This is a genomic window from Geodermatophilus sp. SYSU D00814 (assembly GCF_054050055.1).
Map to the genome: position 1 here is coordinate 15,166 of NZ_JBJGYP010000012.1, position 17,016 is coordinate 32,181.

Here is a 17,016-nt window from a genome sequence, read left to right on the forward strand (position 1 = left end):
ATGCTCGTCTCCGTGATGCCCCCCGCACGGGGTCGGGCGCCGGGACCTCTCCCCCGCGGATCACCGAAGGCGGCTCGATCGGCGTCAGGTGCGGCAGCCGGCACCACTACCGTGAAGGGTGGTCGTGGCGGCACAGCAACTGTTTCGAGCGCTGACCAGGGGGTGGGAACTCGCCCGACAACCCGCCCACTGTCGCTCACCCGCGACCTGCGGTCTTGCCGCTCTGAACAGCGCTCTCGGATCTCGCTCCCCGAGGATGCCGGGAGAACCGATGTGGGTCCAACCGAGCAGGACCAGGCGTCCTACGAGCGCGGACGGATGAGTCAGGGCTCGACGCCAGCAGAGCCCAGCGATCACTCGACGGACAAGCCACATCCTCCAGTGGAGCTGGCGTACTCCTCTGGTCGCCGCTCGATCGACGATGACGACGACGCATGGCCCCGAGCGCTGCAGGCGCCCCTCGGCGAGGCCGGCCTCGAACTCGGAGCTTCCACGTCGCGACAGGTGGCTGGATCACGACTGCCGTCGATCCCCCTGCTGCGAGGTTCCGACCACACCGCATCCCCCGGCGACCCCGGCCGAGCTCCTTGACCATGGCTGGTTAGATGACCACAATCGAGGTCATGACGACGCAGTCGCTGGCGGCGGTCAAGGCGCACTTCAGCCAGGTGATCGACGAGGTCGCCGGCACGCACGAACGCGTCACCGTCACCAGGAACGGCAGCCCGGTCGCGGTCATCCTCGCCGTCGAGGACTACGAGTCCCTGGTGGAGACCCTGGAGATCCTCTCCGATCCTCGAGCACGCTCGGACATCAGGCAGGCCGAGGAGGCGATGGCCGGCGGTGAGGTCTACGGCGAGGCCGAGGTGCGGGCCGCACTCGCGGCCCGCCGGCGGTGACCGGCCCTCGTCGTCACACCGTCGTCCTCTCGGCAGCGGCCAAGCGTGCCATCGAGCGGGACCTCCCCGAACCGGTGGCCGTCGCGGTCGTCGACTTCCTCTACGGGCCGCTGGCTGCGGACCCCTACCGCGTCGGGAAGCCGCTGCGCTTCGATCTCGAGGGCTACCGGTCCGCGCGACGGGGCCAGTACCGCGTCATCTACTCGATCCACGACGACGAGGTCCTCGTCAGGGTCGTGCGCATCTCGCACCGCGCCGACGTCTACGGCTGACCGGCACCCCACTGCCGACACGGCGTGTGCGGAAGCGCTGTGCTCCTCCTCGGACGCAGCAGGGAGGCCCGTGGCCAGTGCCCTGTCGCCACGCCCGTACCGGACGGATGGATGGCCGGCTCGACGGCGGGGCGAGGATGAGGACGAGGATCGGGCACGGGACGGGCATCCGGGCGGTCTCCGGGCGCGAGAACCCGCCGGATGACCCACCCGACTTCGCTCACGGCCGACCTGGCCTCTTGCCGCTCTGAACAGCGCTTTGGTGGTTCGCTCCCCGAAGACGCCGGGCGAGCCGATGCGGGTGCAGCCCAGCCGTGCCAGGAGCCAGGCCGGCGCGGACGACTGATCCGGCGCTCGAGGCAAGCAGCGCGCAGCGCCCAATCGACGGACGACCCCTGTCCTCCGGTCCTGTTCGCGTGCTCCTCCAGCCGCTCCCTGGAGGCGCCGAAGCGGCCGCTGCCAGGCCCCGCAGACGGCCGAGCCAACAGCTCGTGCGACTGGCGTCCAGCCGTCGTCCGGTCGAGCCGGTCCACCTCCTGGTGCGGCGAGGTGACGGCCCGCAGCCGGCCAGGAACATCGCCTCCGGGGCGGCCCCGGCTCATCCACCCTGGATGTGCTTGATCACTCGCTCGAGATCCTCGGAGGGCGAGACATCGACGTACTCGCAGTCGGTCAACGCCACCGGAGCGTGGCCCGGCTCCCAGTAGAAGGCCTGGCCGGCCGCGTACTCGGTCACCCCTTGCTCGCCGTGCATCGCGAGCCGGCCGTCGACCATGTAGCCCCAGTGCGGGCAGGGGCACCGGTCGCCCGGCAGCCCGGTCAGCGCCTGGCGCAGGTCTGTGCCTGCGGGCAGTCGCACCCAGGCGACGGTCATGTCTCCGAAGCGGTCGGCGCGGAAGTCGACGCCGCCGCCCTCGATCTCGACGGGCAGGTCGGTGCGAGTGATCGCCTTCACGGTGGCCTCCTCAGTGCCTGATCTCAGGTCGAGGTGGATCGGGCTGCCGGGGTCGTGGGCCGGTCGACCTCGCACAACCGCTGGTGGGTGGCGTCGTGGTCCCCCGCCATCCCTGGATCGGCCATCGCCCGAGGCGAGGTCGAGGTAGCCGCCGGCCGGGCGTGCGGCGCGATGGCGGCACCCTACTCCCGGACCCACTGCATGGGGGCTTCTCCGTCGGCCGGTCGAGCGACGCCCGATCACCACCGTGGCGACATCGGTGTCCCGGCACCCGGAGGCGATCACGTTCGGGGCGACGCTGGCACGACCCCGTCGATCGGGGAGACGCGCACCGCCGATACGACCACCGGCACACCGCACCCGACGGACTACGTGATCAGATCACCGTGAGGGGGCGCCGCGCGCGATGAGAACCGCGCCGGGCTCCCCCGATCCCGTGCCGGCGGGCCTCCCGGCTGCCCGGGCGACGGCCGGAGAGGAGCCGGAAGGGCACGAGGCGATGCCGGCGGAGCTCTCGGTCGCCGAGCGCGAGCGAGGCAGGAGATCGGCGCCGGCGGGTGGCGAGCGACGCCTCGGCCGGTCGCCCGCGCGTCCGCGGGGTCGATGCCGTGCAGGTCGCGCGGCGACCGACCCAGCCCGCGCGGCGCCGCGCGACCGCGCGAGGAGAGCAGGGGTGACGCGCCGGGACAGCCGGAGCATCATCCGGCACACGACCTCCGTGCTCCCGGATGAGGAGGACGACTGTGGACGGCATCGGCCAGGGATCCGACGCCGAGCGCGCCCGGCCCCACCTCGTCGGCTCTCCGTGAGGACGCCGCGAGCCGGCCGGCCGCGCTCGACGGCGTCGCGGCGCCCCTGACCGCCTCACCCGCCGAGGGAGGACCGCTGTGCCCATCCGGACCCCGGACCAGCGGCTCCGGGTCTTCATCAGCTCGACCATGCAGGAGCTGGCCGCCGAGCGGGCAGCGGTGAAGGCCGCCGTCGAGCGGCTGCGGTTCACCCCGGTGCTCTTCGAGCTGGGCGCCCGGCCCCACCCGCCGCGCGAGCTCTACCTCGCGTACCTGCAGCAGAGCCACGTGTTCGTGGGCGTCTACTGGCAGTCGTACGGCTGGGTGGCACCCGGGCAGGAGCTGTCGGGGCTGGAGGACGAGTACCTCGCCGCGAAGGACATGCCCAAGCTCGTGTACCTGAAGGCGCCGGCGCCCGACCGGGACCCGAGGCTGGCGACGATGATCGACCGCATCGGGTCCGACGGGCTGTCCTACCGCAGCTTCGGGACCGCCGAGGAGCTCGCCACCCTGGTCGCCGACGACCTCGCCCTGCTGCTCAGTGAGCGGTTCGAGCTCCCGGGGGCGACGGCGGGCGGCGCGCCCGGTCCGCGGTGGAGGTTGCCGGCGCCGACCAGCTCGTTCGTCGGCCGGCGGCGTGAGGTGGCGCAGCTGCGCAAGCTGCTGAGCGATCCCGCCACGCGCCTGGTGACCCTCGTCGGGCCCGGCGGCATCGGCAAGACCCGCCTGGCACTGCAGGTCGCCACCGGGTTGCAGGAGGCGTTCCGGGACGGCGTCGCCGCCGTGCCGCTGGAGACCGTGCGCGCGTCCGCCCTGGTGCCCTCCGCCATGGCGACCGCGCTCGGCCTGTCGGACGGGGGCGGCCGGTCGCCGCAGGACGCGCTCGCCGCGTTCCTGGCGCCGCGGCAGGTGCTGCTGGTCCTCGACAACCTGGAGCAGGTCGCCGACGCGACACCGCTGGTCACGCAGCTGCTCGAGGCCGCCCGGGAACTCACCGTGCTCGCCACCAGCCGAGAGGTCCTCCACCTGACCGGCGAGCACGTGGTCGCCGTCCCCCCGCTGCAGACGGGCCGGGCCAGCGAGCCTGTCGAGGTGGTGGCCCGGACCGAGGCGGTGCGGCTGTTCCTCGACCGCGCCCGGGCGGTCCGGGCCGACGTCCCCGTGGACGAGCCACAGCTGCGGGCGGTCGCCGAGATCTGCCGCCGGCTCGAGGGGCTCCCGCTGGCGATCGAGCTCGCGGCCGCCCGGGTGCGGCTGCTCGACCCGGTCGAGCTGCTGCGCCGGCTGGACTCCCGGTTCACCGTGCTGGCCGGGGGACCCCGCGACCTGCCGGAGCGGCAGCACACCCTGCGCCGGACGGTGGAGTGGAGCTACGACCTGCTCGACGTCGGGGACAAGGTCGCCTTCGCCCGGCTGGCCGTCTTCGTCGGCGGCTTCACCCTGCCGGCCGCCGAGGCGGTGTGCGCCGACGAGCGGGTGCCCGACGTGTTCGGCGCGGTGGCCTCCCTGGTGGACAAGAGCCTGGTCCGGGTGGGGGCACCGGACTCCGGGGACCCGCGGTTCAGCCTGCTGGACACCGTCCGGGAGTTCGCCGAGGAGCGTCTGGCGGCCAGCGGGGAGGCCGATCGGATCCGCGCGGCCCACGCCGCCTTCTTCCGCGCGTTCGCGCTCACGATCCAGCCGGCACCGCCTGGGCGGCCGGACCCGTCGGCGCTGGACCGGTACGTCGTCGAGTCCCGGAACCTGGGCGCGGCGATGCGGACGTGCCTCGACCGCGGCGCCGAGGACGAGGCGACCGAGCTCGGGCTCGCGCTGTGGCGGTTCTGGTGGGTCCACGGCCTCTTCCGCCCCGGGATCGGGTGGATGGAGGAGGTGCTGGCGCGCAGCTCCGGCATCACCGACGCCGAGCGCGCCTCCGCGTCGCTGGTGGTCGGGATGCTGAGCTTCGGACAGGGCGACCACGACCGCGCGCTCCCGGCGCTGCGGACGGCGGTCGAGCTGCACCGGGCACTCGGCGACCGCCGCTCGGCCGCCCTGGCGGCGGTCCCGCTCGGACAGCTCGTGGCGGCGGCCGACCCCGCCGAGGGGGAGGCGATGCTCAGGGCCGCCGTGGCGGACCTCCGCCGGCTCGACGACCGGTGGGGCCTCGCGTTCGCGCTGCTGTTCCTGGGCGCGGCGCTGCTCCTGCGGGACGACCCCGGGGAGGCGGTGCCGGTGCTCGAGGAGAGCGTCGCGGTCGCCCGGACGGTCCCGACGGAGATCGTTCTCGGCAACGCGCTGGTGAACCTCGGCCTGGCGCACACCGCGCGAGGGGACCTGGACGAGGCGGGCCGCGTGCTGGGGGACGCGCTGGAGCAGGGCCGCGCCCTCGACAGCCGCGAGACCAGCGCCCGGGCACTGGACGGGCTGGCCGCCGTCGCCGTGGAGGCCGGGGACCCGGAGCGGGCCGCCCGCCTCACCGGCGCGGCCGAGGGGGTCCGCCGGTCGGTCGGTGCGGCCGTGTTCCCCACCGACCGGACCACGTGGGCGCACACCCGATCCGCACTCGCCGACCGGCTGGGCGAGGCGGACAGTGCCGCCCGCATCGAAGCCGAGGCGCGCCGACCGCTGGAGGACCTGCTGACCGCCCGGTGACGCCCACCCGGTCGCCCCCGGGGCGCGCCGGCGCCTCGGTCCGGGCGACCGCCCCCGAGCGACGGGTTCAGGTCTCCCCTGGAAGCCTCACCGGAGGGGTCAGGGCGTGCTGCTGGGGAAGCGCGGGGGGCGCTTGCCGAGGAACGCCGCCACGCCCTCCCGCCCGTCCGCGCTGGCGGCGGCGGCCCGGACCGACAGGGTCTCGCGGCGCAGCGCCGCCTCCGCGTTCGGCGTGGCGACGTCGCGGAGCAGGCGCTTGGCGGCCACCTGCGCCGTCCGCGAGCCCGACCGCAGCGCCGCGACGACGTCCTCGACGGCCCCCTCGAGCTCGGCGTCGGGGTGCACCTGGGTCACCACCCCCATGGCCCGCATCTCCTCCGCCGAGAGGACCGGGTTGAGCAGCGCCAGGTGCAGCGCCCGGTGCAGCCCGACCGACGCCGTCAGCAGCGTGCTGCCGCCGTCCGGGGAGAAGCCGATCCGGGTGTAGGCGAGGGTGAACCGCGCGGACTCCGCCGCGAGCACGAGGTCGGCCGCCGCGGCCAGCGGCACCCCGGCGCCGGCCGCGGTGCCCTGCACGACCGAGACCACCACCGCGTCCAGCCGGTGCAGGTCGCTGACGACGCGGTGCAGCGACTCGGCCATGTCGTCGACCACCTGCTCGACGTCCTCGGCGGCGGCGAAGGCGGACACGTCCCCGCCGACGCTGAAGGTCCGGCCCGCGGCCGAGAGCACCACGACGTGCACGTCGTCGGCGCGGGCCCGCCGCACGGCCCGGCCCAGCTCGCCGACCGTCGCCGGTGTGAGGGGGTTGCCCCGCTCGGCGTCGGCCAGCCGGACCCGCGCGACGCCGTCCCGCTGCTCGTACTCGACCGCGTTCATGCCGGGCTCCTCCGCGGAGACGGGGACGACCCGGTCCGGGGGTCCTCCCCCAGCACCCTAGGGCGACCGGCGGCGCGCGGACCCTGTCCTCCTCCGTGCCTGGCCCCCCGGCCCACGGTGGCCCTAGCGTCGGTGGGGCCGGTCCCACCGTCCCCCGGGAGGTCCCCGTGTCCGACCACGAGCTGCCCGCGCCGAGCACGCGGGCCCGCGAGCTGCGGGACCGCATGGTCACCTTCATGCGGGAGGAGGTCCTGCCGGCCGAGCCCGCCTACCTGGCCTCCCGCCGGGCGGCCGGCCCGGACGGCCACGTCGTGCCGCCGGTCGTCGAGGAGCTCAAGGGGCGGGCACGGGCGCAGGGCCTGTGGAACCTGTTCCTCCCGGCGGAGTCGGGACTGACCCAGCTGGAGTACGCGCCGATCGCCGAGCTGTCGGGCTGGAGCCTGGACCTGGCGCCCGAGGCGATCAACTGTGCCGCCCCGGACACCGGCAACATGGAGCTGCTGCACCTGCTCGGCAGCGAGCAGCAGAAGCGCGACTGGCTCGAGCCCCTGCTCGCCGGGGAGATCCGCTCGGCGTTCGCCATGACCGAGCCCGACGTCGCCAGCAGCGACGCCACCAACATCGCCACCCGGATCGAGCGCGACGGCGACGAGTACGTGATCACCGGCCGCAAGTGGTGGACCAGCGGCGCGATGGACCCGCGGTGCGCCGTCCTCGTGCTCATGGGCAAGACCGACCCGTCGGCGCCGGCACACCGGCAGCAGACGATGGTGCTCGTCCCCCGGGACACGCCGGGCGTGACCGTCGTCCGCGACCACCCCGTCCTCGGCCACCACGACCAGCACGGGCACGCCGAGGTGTCCTTCGAGGCGGTGCGGGTGCCCGTCACCAACGTCGTCGGGGAGGAGGGCGGGGGCTTCGCCGCCGCGCAGGCGCGGCTGGGGCCGGGCCGGATCCACCACTGCATGCGCGCTCTCGGCGCGGCCGAGCGCGCCCTCGCCCTGCTGACCGCGCGGGCCCGGGAGCGGGTCGCCTTCGGCGGCCCGCTGGCCGACCAGGGCGTGGTGCAGCAGCAGATCGCGGAGTCCCGCCTGGAGATCGAGCAGGCCCGGCTGCTGTGCCACCGCGCGAGCCACGTCATCGACGTCCACGGCAACAAGACCGCCCGGGACCTGGTGGCCATGGCCAAGGTCGCCGTCCCCCGGGCCGCGACCCGCGTCATCGACCGGGCCATCCAGGTCCACGGCGGCGCCGGGATGTCCGACGTCACCCCGCTCGCCGCCATGTACGCCTGGCACCGCGCGATGCGGCTGTTCGACGGCCCGGACGAGGTCCACCTGCGGTCGATCGCGCGCGCCGAGCTCGGCCGCACGCCGGTGCTCCCGCCGCGGGGCTGACCCCCCGGTCAGCCCGCCAGAGCGGGTCGTGTCGCGGTCGTCGACGTCCCCGCGGCAGTCGACCCCGCCGGCGTCAGGCCGCCTGGAAGGAGCGCCGGGACAGGCCGACGCCGTACCCGTCGAGCGTGGTGGTCACCGGCGCGGTGGGGTCGGTGGCCGCGCCGAGGGTGACGAACAGCGGGGTGAAGTGCTCCACCGTGGGGTGGGCGTAGGGCATGCCCGGCGCGGCGGTGCGGAAGCGGGCGAGCTCGGCGACGTCGCCGCGGGCGAGGGCGTCGGCGGCCCAGGTGTCGAAGTCCGCCGACCAGCCCGGCACCTCGTTGCGGGTGAAGTTCTCCCGGGTGAGGAACGGCAGGCCGTGGGTCATGTGCCCGGAGCCGACCACCAGCACGCCGGACTCGCGCAGCGGCCGCAGCCGCGCTCCGAGGGCCAGCAGCCGGTCCGGGTCCTCGGTGGGCAGGGACAGCTGCAGCACCGGGACGTCGGCCGCCGGGTACATGATCTTCAGCGGCACCCACGCGCCGTGGTCGAGCCCGCGGCGCGCGTGCTGGTGCACCTGCTCGGTGTCCGGCACGAGCCCGGCCACCTGCCGCGCCAGCTCGCCGGCGTCGGGGGTGCCGTAGCGGAAGGTGTGGTAGAGCGGGTCGAAGCCGCCGAAGTCGTACACCAGCTCGGCCGGACGGGCGGCGCTGAGCGACAGCGGCGCGGACTCCCAGTGCGCGCTGACGACCAGGATCGCCCGCGGCCTGGGCAGCGCCCGGGCCCAGCCGTGCAGCGGGTCCAGCCACCCGGGGTCGGCGAAGGGCAGCGGCCCGCCGCCGTGGGACAGGTAGAGGCTCGGCAGCGGCCCGTCCTCCGGCGTCCAGGCGCGGTGCGGCCGCTCGGCCTCGAGGGCGGCGGCCCGCCGCAGGTGCGCGGTGAAGGGGTGCGCGGCCGGGATGCGTGCGTCGGCGGCAGCGGTCGGGGTGGGGGCGGGCGTGGTCATGCGGGCTCCTGGGGGTGCGTGGGAGGCGTGGGGGAACGGGGCCGGTCGTCAGGCGACGACGGCGAAGCCGCTGGTCCAGGCGACCTCCTCCGCGGCGGCCAGGGTGATCTGCAGGAAGCCGAGCGCCTCCAGCTCGCGGGCGCGCTGCAGCGGGCCGGCGTCGAGGGCGCGCAGTCCGCCGTCGGTGACGATCCCGGCCAGCAGCGACGTGGCGCCGGCGTCGTCACCGGCGATCAGGACCGTGGTGGGCTGGTCGCCGACGGTCCCGGAGGCCAGGGTGGCGGCGAGGTTCGTGTTGAACGCCTTGACCACCCGGGAGTCGGGCAGCGCCGCGGCGATCCCGGCGGTGGCGGAGCCGTCGGCCGGGACGACCAGGGAGGCGAGGGTCTGCGGGTCCACCGGGTTGGTGATGTCGACGACGACCCTGCCGGCCAGCTGTGCACCGCGCTGGTCGAGGACCTCGGCGACGGAGGCGTGGTGGACGGCGAGGACGACGACGTCGCCGGTGACCGGCTGGTCGGTGTCACCGTGCCCGATCAGCTCGACGGTGTGGCCGCCCCGGCGGACGACCTCGGCGATGGCCTGACCCATGGTGCCGGTGCCGATGATGCTCACGTGTGCCACGTCGCTGCTCCTGCCGGTTGATTGGTTGTTGCGACAACTACCAGCAGGGACAGCATACTTGTCGGCACAAGCATTCCGGTGAGGACGTGACCGTGGACACACCGTGGCTCGACCGGCGACAGCTGCGCGCCTGGATCCGTCTGCGCGCGGTGCTCGAGCTGCTCCCCGGCGTCCTCGACGCACAGCTGCGCCGGGACGCCGGGCTGACCGAGTTCGAGTACCAGGTGCTGGCCATGCTCTCCGAGGTCCCCGGCCGGACGCTGCGCACCACCGAGCTGGCCCGGCGGACCAGCGCCACCCTGCCCCGCCTCTCGCACGTGCTGACGCGCATGGAGGGTCGGGGGCTGGTGGCGCGCGCCTCCCGGCCCGACGACCGCCGGGTGACCGACGTCCGGCTCGCCGACGCCGGCTGGGCGACGCTGCGGGCGGCCGCGCCCGGCCACGTCGCCGCCGTGCGGCACCACGTCGTCGACGCGCTCAGCGACGAGCAGATCGACCAGCTCGCCGCCATCGGCGACGCCCTGCTCGCCCGGCTCGACCCCGCGGGCACGATGAGCGCGACCTACACCCTCTACGACGACGACGTCCCCGGGACGCAGTCCCGGAGGCACTCGGGCGCCTGACCGCGCCGAGGGCTCCCTCGCGCTCCCGGCCGTGGTGCGCGCCGGCGGGCGTCGCGCGACGGCCCGTCACGCAGGGACGACTGTGATCACGCAGGTGCCGGAGGCGAGCGTCGCGCCGGCCGGGACCAGCTCCCGGTGGGCCCCCTCGAGCTGGTCCGTGCTCGGCCTCGTGGTCGTCGTGTCGATGGTGACCGTGACCTCGTCCCCGGCCACCAGGTCGCCCAGGGGGATCCAGCAGCTCGCTCGACCAGATGCCCTCCTGGACGTCGTACACCGGCGCGGAGGAGGCGTCCGAGAGGCCCCGGGTCACCGCCGGCTGGTCGTCGTACCGCACGGTGACGGTCGTCCGCTGGCTCTCGAGGAAGTGGGTGAGCAGGCCGCGCGTCCCGCCCCCACCCGAAGACGAAGGCCTCGGTGGGCCCCTCCCCGACCTCGGTGGTGGAGTCCCCACCGGACTCCCGCGTGACGCAGCGGACGACGTCGACGGTGCCCCGACGGACGGGACCGGGGGTCACGGCGCCTCGTTGGGATAGCCCTCCTCGTCCATCCGCCGGATGACGCGGGGGTCCAGCCGCCCCTCCCCGACGGCGGCGTCGACCTCGGCGTCGACGACGGCGCCGTGCTCGTGCATCCACCGTTCGGCCCGGGTCTCCGCGGCGGCCCCCTGCTCGCTGAGGTGGGCCGCGCCGATGGCCCGGCGCCGGACGGCGTAGGCGACGAGCACGACCGCCCAGGCGAGCAGGCTGAGCAGGAGCTGCGACCGGGTGCTCTCCCGGACGAGCATCTGCACGAGGATCGCGACGATCGCGGCCGCCGTCAGCAGGGTCAGGACCGGGTAGAACCACATCTTCACCCGCAGCCGCTCCGGCGGGATCGTCGGCCGCATCCGCAGCTGGGACAGCGTGATCAGCAGGTAGACGAACAGGATGATCGCGCCGGAGGAGTTGAGCAGGAACAGGAAGACGGTGTCCGGCGAGACGTAGGCGGCGATCACGCAGAGGAACCCGACGACGCTGGACGCGAGGATCGCCCACGCGGGGACACCGCGCCGGTTGATCGACAGCAGCCGGCCGGGTGCCTCGTGCCGGGCGGCGAGCACGAACAGCATCCGCGAGGCCGTGTAGAGGCCGGAGTTCAGGCAGGACAGGACGGCGGTGAGCACGACCGCGTTCATGATCTCGGCCGCCGCCGGGATCCCCATCTCCTCCATCGCCGAGACGTAGGGCGAGTCCCCGAGCTCGGTGGAGTTCCACGGCAGGATGGTGGCCAGCAGGAAGATGGACCCGACGTAGAAGATCAGGATCCGGAACACGACGGAGTTCGTGGCCCGGGCGATGCCGCGCTCCGGCTCGGCGGACTCGGCGGCGGCGATGGTGGCGATCTCGGCCCCGACCATCGAGAAGACCACGATGACGATGCCCGAGACGAGCGTGCCGGCGCCGTTGGGGAACAGTCCGCCGTGCTCGGTGAGGTTCGAGAAGTCGAGGTCGCGCCCCGGCCAGAGCCCCAGGACGAACAGCGTGCCGAGCGCGATGAAGACCACGATCGCGAAGACCTTGACGCCGGCGAACCAGTACTCGAACTCCCCGTAGGAGGCCACGGAGAACAGGTTGGTCGCCGTCATGAGCACCATGAGGACGAGCGCCAGCACCCACAGCGGGACGTCGGGCAGCCAGCGCTGCAGGATCGCCGCACCCGCCACGGCCTCGAAGCCGACGACGATCACCCAGAAGTACCAGTACAGCCAGCCCACGCTGAAGCCGGCCCAGCCGCCGAGCGACTGCCGGGCGTAGTCGGCGAAGGACCCCGTCGAGGGGTTGGCCACCGCCATCTCCCCGAGCATCCGCATGACCATGACGATCAGGACGCCGGTCAGGGCGTAGGTCAGGAACGCCGCGGGACCGACCTCGCCGATGATCGCGCCCGAGCCGACGAACAGGCCCGCGCCGATGACACCGCCGATCGCGATCATCGTGAGGTGGCGCTGCTTGAGTCCCTTGTGGAGGTCGCCGCTGTCGGCGGGGCCGTGAGCCATGTCCGCTCCCTCGTGGAACGACGGGTCGGTGGGGTCAGGCGTGCCGACAAGGATGGGGCGACTCGCGGAGTCGCGCCACTGCAGCGACTGCGCACCGTGAGGCCCCGTGTACTCAGGTCACCGGGCGCGCGGCGGTGGTCAGCGCCGCTCCGGGGGGTGCCGGAGTGCCCGGCCGGTGACCGGGTCGAAGACGTGGGCGCGGGCCGCGTCGACGGTGACCCGGACCGCGTCACCGGGGCGGACCACCGCCCGCGGCGGGAGGAACGAGTGCAGGGTGCCGCCGGGGGAGCCGCCGCCGAGCGCTGCCCCGCCCGGGGTGTCCGGCGGCGCGGCCACCACGACCGCGACCACCTGGTGCCGTCCGGTGTACTCGACGTGGCTCACCACCCCGTCCAGCGCGACGGCGTCCGGGTCCTGACCGGCCGCCGCGTCGTGGACGTCCTCGGCACGCAGGCCGAGGAGCACCTCGCGGCCGACGTGGTCGAGCAGCGGCGGTGGCACCGGCTGCCACAGGGGCAGGGTCCGGGCACCCACCCGGAAGCCGGCCTGCCCGCCGGCGGACACCAGCCGGGCGGGCAGCAGCCCGATCGGCGGGTCGCCGACGAACCCGGCGACGAACAGGTCCACCGGCTGCTCGTACAGCTCGCGGGGCCGGCCCACCTGCACGACGCGGCCCTCGCTCATCAGCGCGACCCGGTCGGCGATGACCAGGCCCTCGGCCGGGTCGTGGGTGACGTAGAGCGTGGGGACGCCGAGGGAGCGGACGACGTCGACGATCTGCCGCCGCACCTCGACGCGCTGCACGGCGTCGAGGTCGCCGAGGGGCTCGTCGAGCAGGAAGACGTCCGGGACCTGCACGAGCGCCCGGCCGACGCCGACCAGGCCGCGCTCGCCACCGGACAGCTCGCGTGGCCGGCGGGCCAGCAGGCGGCCGAGCCGCAACTGCCGGGCCCGGCCGCTGACCCGCTCCTGCACCTCGGCCTCCGGCCGGTGCTGCACGCGCAGGCCCCACCCGAGGTTGCGCGCCACGTCGAGGAACGGGAACAGGGCGGAGGACTGGAACACCATGGCCACGTGCCGCTCGGAGGACGGCAGCCGGGTCACCCGGCGCCCCCTGACCAGCACGTCGCCGGAGCGGACCTGGTCGAGCCCCGCCACGGCCCGCAGCAGCGTCGACTTGCCGCTGCCGGACGGGCCCAGCACCACGAGGAGCTCGCCGTCGGCCGCGAGCAGCGTCACGTCGTGCAGCACCGTCGTCCCGCCGCGGACCACGGTCACGCCCACCACGCCCGTGTCCGTCATCGGTCCTGCCCGCCGCCTCGTCCCGCCCGACCGTCCCGTGGAGGCAGTGTGCACCGCCGCGGGCCGCCCCGCCGTGGTCCCGAGGGCGGTACCCACCGGGTCGGCGACGACCGGCGCGCCCGCGGGACCGGGCACGGCGGCGGGAGCCGCTCGCCGGTGCCGGGAGCGCGCTGCACCCCGATGTGGGGTCGTGGGATCGTCATCTCGCTGCAGGACCCCCCGGCACGGGCGACCCGGTGACCGCGCGGATCGAGGACCACGGCCTCGTCGGCGACCTGCAGACCGCCGCGCTGGTCGACCGCACCGGCACCGTCGACTGGCTGTGCCTGCCCCGGTTCGACTCCCCCGCCTGCTTCGCCGCGCTGCTCGGCGACGAGCGGGCCGGCTCCTGGGTGCTCGCCCCCCACCGCGGCGGGACCTGCACGCGCCGCCGCTACCGCGGGGACTCGCTGGTGCTCGAGGCGGAGTGGCAGACCCCCGAGGGGACCGTGCGCGTGGTCGACCTCATGCCGCCGCGCGGACAGGCACCGTCACCACCCTGCAGCGGGAGCTCGACCACGACGGCTTGCTGCGGCGCTACCGCGTGGACGCCGACGGCGGCGTCGACGGGCTGCGCGGTGACGAGGGGGCGTTCCTCGCCTGCAGCTTCTGGCTGGCCGACGCGCTGTTCACCCGGCTGCTCGGCCTGCGCAACGACCTCGGCCTGCTCAGCGAGGAGTTGCGACGTCGCGGCCGGCCGGCAGGCCGGCAACACCCCGCAGGCCTTCAGCCACGTCGGGCTGGTCTACACCGCCCGCCACCTCTCGGGCACCCGCCCGGCCGCACGGGCCGTCCGGGAGGGAGTGCGGTCACGCGGTCAGTCACGGGCGGCGGCCGCGGCCGCGGGCGCGGCGCGGTCGAAGCGGGACGGGTCGCCGGCGTAGTACGGCCACAGCCGCCAGCGCGCGGCGCCGGTCCGCTCGGGCGGCCCGAGGGTGACCGACCCGGTGGCCGCCCACTCGACGCCGCGGACCAGCAGCGTCATGAACGGCACCTTCCGGAAGGTGTCCCAGTCGTGCCCGAGGGTGACGCAGAACGACCGGCCGCTCCCCCACTCGTTCACCCAGGCCAGCGGCTGGTCGGTGTTCATGCCGTTCAGTTCCTCGAGCCCACCCGGCGGGATCACCACCGGGGTGTGCGCGTTCGGCCAGCCGGCCCGGCGGTAGCTGTCGACGTCGTCGAAGACGGTGAGCAGCACCCGCGCCGACGGGTCCATCCGCGCGCCGGTCAGGACGTCGTCGTTGACGACCGCCCACTCGGCCTCCAGGCCCTCGGTGACCGGGTGCCGTGGCTCCGCGGTCCGGACGACGACCTCGCCCTGCGGCCGGGGCCGCAGACCGGTCTCCCGGCTGAGCGTCGCCCCGCGCATCCGGTCGAACTCCTCCGGCCAGCCCCAGTCCGGCTCCTGCACCGACGAGCCGTGGAACCAGACGATCCCACGACCCTTCTCGCGGACGAACCGCAGCAGCGCCTGCTCGGTCGTCGTCCCGAAGCCCTCGGCGACCGAGTGGTAGTCGTCCCGCCCCTCGTACACGACCAGGACGACGTCGAACCGGTCGAGCAGTTCGTCGCCCATGCCGCGGAACTCCTCGAGCACCCGCACCCGGAAGCGCCCGGTCGACTCCAGCAGCGCCGTCAGCATCGAGGTGTGGTGCCGGAAGCTCCGGTACTCGTTGTCGTGCTCGACGGTGACCCTGCCGGTCGCCAGCAGGACGTCGAGCTTCGCCGCCGGTTCCGTCACGCGTCCGCCGCGACCGACCGGATGTACTCGACCGACTTCACCGTCTCGACGGCCGGGAAGTACTCGAGCCCGATCGGGCCGTCGTAGCCCGACGCCCGCAGCGTGGCCAGCTGGGCCGGCCAGTCGACGTCGCCGCTGCCGGGCTCGTGCCGGCCGGGCGCGTCGGCGAGCTGCACGTACTTGACGAAGCCCGCCGCGTTCGCCAGCTCGGTCCTCGGGTCCTCGCCCTGGGCGATCGAGTGGTAGAGGTCGTAGAGGATGCCGAAGGACGGGTCGTCGATGGCGCGGGCCACGTGGACGGCGTCCTCGGTGCGGTCGGTGAGCGCGCCCGGGTGGTCGACGCGCGAGTTGACCGGCTCGAGGACGAAGGTGATCCCCGAACCGCGGTGCCGCTGCACGGCCTCGCCGTACAGGTCGATGACCACCTGGTGGTTGCGCTGCCGGTTCATGCCCGGGAAGCCCACGCCCGAGGCGAGCACGATCCGGGGGCAGCCGAGGAGCTTCGCGTGCTCGACCGCGGTGTCCAGGCCCTCGTGGGCCGGGGCGAGGTCGGTGCCCGGGAACGTGAAGCCCATCCGCGGGCCGGCGAGCAGCGAGGTCAGCTGGACGCCGGTGTCGGCGAGCGCCTTGGCGAGCGAGTCGAGGTCCTTGTCGGTCGAGAACCACATCTCGACGGCGTCGAAGCCTGCGGCCGCGGCGGCGCGGACCCGGTCACCGGCGTCCGGGCCGGCCTCGGTGAAGAGCAGTTCGATGTTGGCGGAGAGCTGGTACACGTCAGGAGTCCTTCTCGCTGAGGGCGGCCGTGATCGACCGGCGGATGAGGTCGTGCTGCTTGCGGACGAGGTCCACGGGGTCGGCCTCGTCCAGGTCGGCGAAGGCGTGGCCCTCCCACTCGCTGGAGAAGAAGCCGCTGTAGCCGCCGCGGACGAACTCCCGGACGATCGCCGGGTAGTCGATCGCCGGCTCGTCGCCGTGCTCGTCGATGTCGTAGAACTTGGCGTGCACGTGCTTGATCTGCGGCATGATGTCGGCCCACTCGGCCGGGTCGACGTGCCCGTGCATGTTGAACGCCAGCCGCGCGAACGAGCCGAGCGACTCCGGCGCGATGCCGCGCGAGTGCAGGTACTCGACGAACTCGCCGTGCCGGGCGTCGATGTCGGCGTCGGTCGCCCAGATCTCCTGGAGCCGGCCGAGCTCCTCGGGGCCGAGGCCCATCCTCCCGAGCTTGCGCAGGATGGTCGGCGACATCGCGTGCATGGTCGAGCTGAAGTCGGCGACGAAACCCAGCCGCGGCGAGTCGATCTCGGCGTAGGTCTCGCGGATCTCCAGCACCCGCGGCGAGTTCGGCCCGAGCGGGGCGTGCAGCTCCCAGCCCATCGTGAGGTCGAGCTCCTCGGCCACCGGCAGCAGCCGGCGGATCAGCGAGGGCTTGGCGCTCTGGATGCGCACCAGCGGGAAACCGAGCGCGTGCGCGCTGCGGAACTGGGTGACGGTGAACTCGTACTCCTCGTCCGGGGTCATGTCCCGGTCGCGGCGGCGGCCCGTGTCGAGGTTGCACCCGAACGAGCTCGGCACGAAGCCGTGCCGGTCGAACGCCTCGCGCCAGGTGCGCACGAACTCGTCGGTCACCTCGGGGTAGGTGCGGATGGTCTGCGAGGCGACGATCTCGATGCCGGGGCCGATGCCCGCGGCGTCGACCACGTCGAGCAGGCCGGCGAGGTCGTAGCGGCCGGCCGCCCACTCGCTGGTCAGCGAGTACAGGGTGAGACCGAGCGTGATGCCGCTGCCCTCGACTGCAGGCTGCGCCTCCCGGGCCGGAGCGGTGCTGGTCATCGCGTGCTCC

Annotated in this window: 15 protein-coding genes; 6 read left to right on the forward strand and 9 right to left on the reverse strand. The window is 74.3% G+C overall.

The genetic code is table 11. The features are described from left to right. The first annotated feature begins 605 nt into the window (after positions 1–605). Both ACI780_RS11105 and ACI780_RS11110 read left to right on the forward strand, forming a co-directional pair. The gene (locus ACI780_RS11105; RefSeq protein WP_456871890.1) at positions 606–899 is read left to right on the forward strand and encodes a type II toxin-antitoxin system Phd/YefM family antitoxin; all 294 of its coding nucleotides are present in this window, start codon (positions 606–608) and stop codon (positions 897–899) included. A 74-nt stretch (positions 900–973) separates the two neighbouring features. Next, entirely contained in the window at positions 974–1,171 is a 198-nt protein-coding gene (locus ACI780_RS11110) for a type II toxin-antitoxin system RelE family toxin (protein WP_457002916.1), read from the forward strand. A 598-nt stretch (positions 1,172–1,769) separates the two neighbouring features. Here the strand turns inward: ACI780_RS11110 and ACI780_RS11115 are convergent. Next, positions 1,770–2,126 carry a hypothetical protein gene (locus ACI780_RS11115; RefSeq protein WP_456871892.1) on the reverse strand — a complete coding sequence of 119 codons (357 nt, stop codon included), beginning with the start codon at positions 2,124–2,126 and terminating at the stop codon, positions 1,770–1,772. 887 nt (positions 2,127–3,013) lie between these two features. On the opposite strand from ACI780_RS11115, the gene ACI780_RS11120 reads away from it, so the two are divergent. Continuing rightward, complete coding sequence (locus ACI780_RS11120; protein WP_457002917.1) at positions 3,014–5,548, forward strand: DUF4062 domain-containing protein; 2,535 nt, start codon at positions 3,014–3,016, stop codon at positions 5,546–5,548. Between the two features lie 99 nt (positions 5,549–5,647). On the opposite strand, the gene ACI780_RS11125 is transcribed toward ACI780_RS11120, so the two are convergent. Next, entirely contained in the window at positions 5,648–6,427 is a 780-nt protein-coding gene (locus ACI780_RS11125) for an enoyl-CoA hydratase/isomerase family protein (protein ID WP_456871894.1), read from the reverse strand. A 167-nt stretch (positions 6,428–6,594) separates the two neighbouring features. Here ACI780_RS11125 and ACI780_RS11130 point away from each other — a divergent pair, with 167 nt between their 5' ends. Continuing rightward, positions 6,595–7,824, forward strand: a complete 1,230-nt coding sequence (locus ACI780_RS11130; protein WP_456871895.1) for an acyl-CoA dehydrogenase family protein — start codon at positions 6,595–6,597, stop codon at positions 7,822–7,824. A gap of 73 nt (positions 7,825–7,897) precedes the next feature. Here the strand turns inward: ACI780_RS11130 and ACI780_RS11135 are convergent, their stop codons facing one another. After that, entirely contained in the window at positions 7,898–8,809 is a 912-nt protein-coding gene (locus ACI780_RS11135) for a dioxygenase family protein (protein ID WP_457002918.1), read from the reverse strand. Positions 8,810–8,857: 48 nt separating this feature from the next. Then, positions 8,858–9,433, reverse strand: coding sequence for an NADPH-dependent F420 reductase (locus ACI780_RS11140; RefSeq protein ID WP_456871897.1), 576 nt, complete (start codon positions 9,431–9,433; stop codon positions 8,858–8,860). A 92-nt stretch (positions 9,434–9,525) separates the two neighbouring features. On the opposite strand from ACI780_RS11140, the gene ACI780_RS11145 reads away from it, so the two are divergent. Then, complete coding sequence (locus tag ACI780_RS11145; RefSeq protein WP_456871898.1) at positions 9,526–10,056, forward strand: MarR family winged helix-turn-helix transcriptional regulator; 531 nt, start codon at positions 9,526–9,528, stop codon at positions 10,054–10,056. A gap of 511 nt (positions 10,057–10,567) precedes the next feature. Here ACI780_RS11145 and ACI780_RS11150 read toward each other — a convergent pair. Both ACI780_RS11150 and ACI780_RS11155 read right to left on the reverse strand, forming a co-directional pair. Then, positions 10,568–12,091 carry an amino acid permease gene (locus ACI780_RS11150; protein WP_457002919.1) on the reverse strand — a complete coding sequence of 508 codons (1,524 nt, stop codon included), beginning with the start codon at positions 12,089–12,091 and terminating at the stop codon, positions 10,568–10,570. A gap of 138 nt (positions 12,092–12,229) precedes the next feature. Then, a complete protein-coding gene (locus ACI780_RS11155; protein WP_457002920.1) occupies positions 12,230–13,393 on the reverse strand; it encodes an ABC transporter ATP-binding protein in 1,164 nt (387 codons plus the stop codon). A 236-nt stretch (positions 13,394–13,629) separates the two neighbouring features. On the opposite strand from ACI780_RS11155, the gene ACI780_RS11160 reads away from it, so the two are divergent. After that, on the forward strand, positions 13,630–14,316 hold the full coding sequence (locus ACI780_RS11160; RefSeq protein ID WP_457002922.1) for a trehalase-like domain-containing protein: 687 nt from the start codon (positions 13,630–13,632) through the stop codon (positions 14,314–14,316). Here ACI780_RS11160 and ACI780_RS11165 read toward each other — a convergent pair. The 3 genes from ACI780_RS11165 to ACI780_RS11175 are packed head-to-tail and all read right to left on the reverse strand — an operon-like array spanning position 14,250 to position 17,006. Then, a complete protein-coding gene (locus ACI780_RS11165) occupies positions 14,250–15,173 on the reverse strand; it encodes a ThuA domain-containing protein (protein WP_457002924.1) in 924 nt (307 codons plus the stop codon). The genes ACI780_RS11160 and ACI780_RS11165 overlap by 67 nt on opposite strands. Beyond that, positions 15,170–15,946, reverse strand: coding sequence for a TIM barrel protein (locus tag ACI780_RS11170; RefSeq protein ID WP_456871903.1), 777 nt, complete (start codon positions 15,944–15,946; stop codon positions 15,170–15,172). The genes ACI780_RS11165 and ACI780_RS11170 overlap by 4 nt, the downstream gene beginning before the upstream one ends. Position 15,947: 1 nt before the next feature. Beyond that, entirely contained in the window at positions 15,948–17,006 is a 1,059-nt protein-coding gene (locus tag ACI780_RS11175) for a sugar phosphate isomerase/epimerase family protein (protein ID WP_457002926.1), read from the reverse strand. Positions 17,007–17,016 lie beyond the last annotated feature (10 nt).

Bases quoted from the DNA above. Each gene is read 5' to 3' on its own strand.
- ACI780_RS11155 (WP_457002920.1), bottom strand. From the start codon at position 13,393: ATGACGGACACGGGCGTGGTGGGCGTGACCGTGGTCCGCGGCGGGACG.
- ACI780_RS11150 (WP_457002919.1), bottom strand. From the start codon at position 12,091: ATGGCTCACGGCCCCGCCGACAGCGGCGACCTCCACAAGGGACTCAAG.
- ACI780_RS11125 (WP_456871894.1), bottom strand. From the start codon at position 6,427: ATGAACGCGGTCGAGTACGAGCAGCGGGACGGCGTCGCGCGGGTCCGG.
- ACI780_RS11135 (WP_457002918.1), bottom strand. From the start codon at position 8,809: ATGACCACGCCCGCCCCCACCCCGACCGCTGCCGCCGACGCACGCATC.
- ACI780_RS11105 (WP_456871890.1), top strand. From the start codon at position 606: ATGACCACAATCGAGGTCATGACGACGCAGTCGCTGGCGGCGGTCAAG.
- ACI780_RS11175 (WP_457002926.1), bottom strand. From the start codon at position 17,006: ATGACCAGCACCGCTCCGGCCCGGGAGGCGCAGCCTGCAGTCGAGGGC.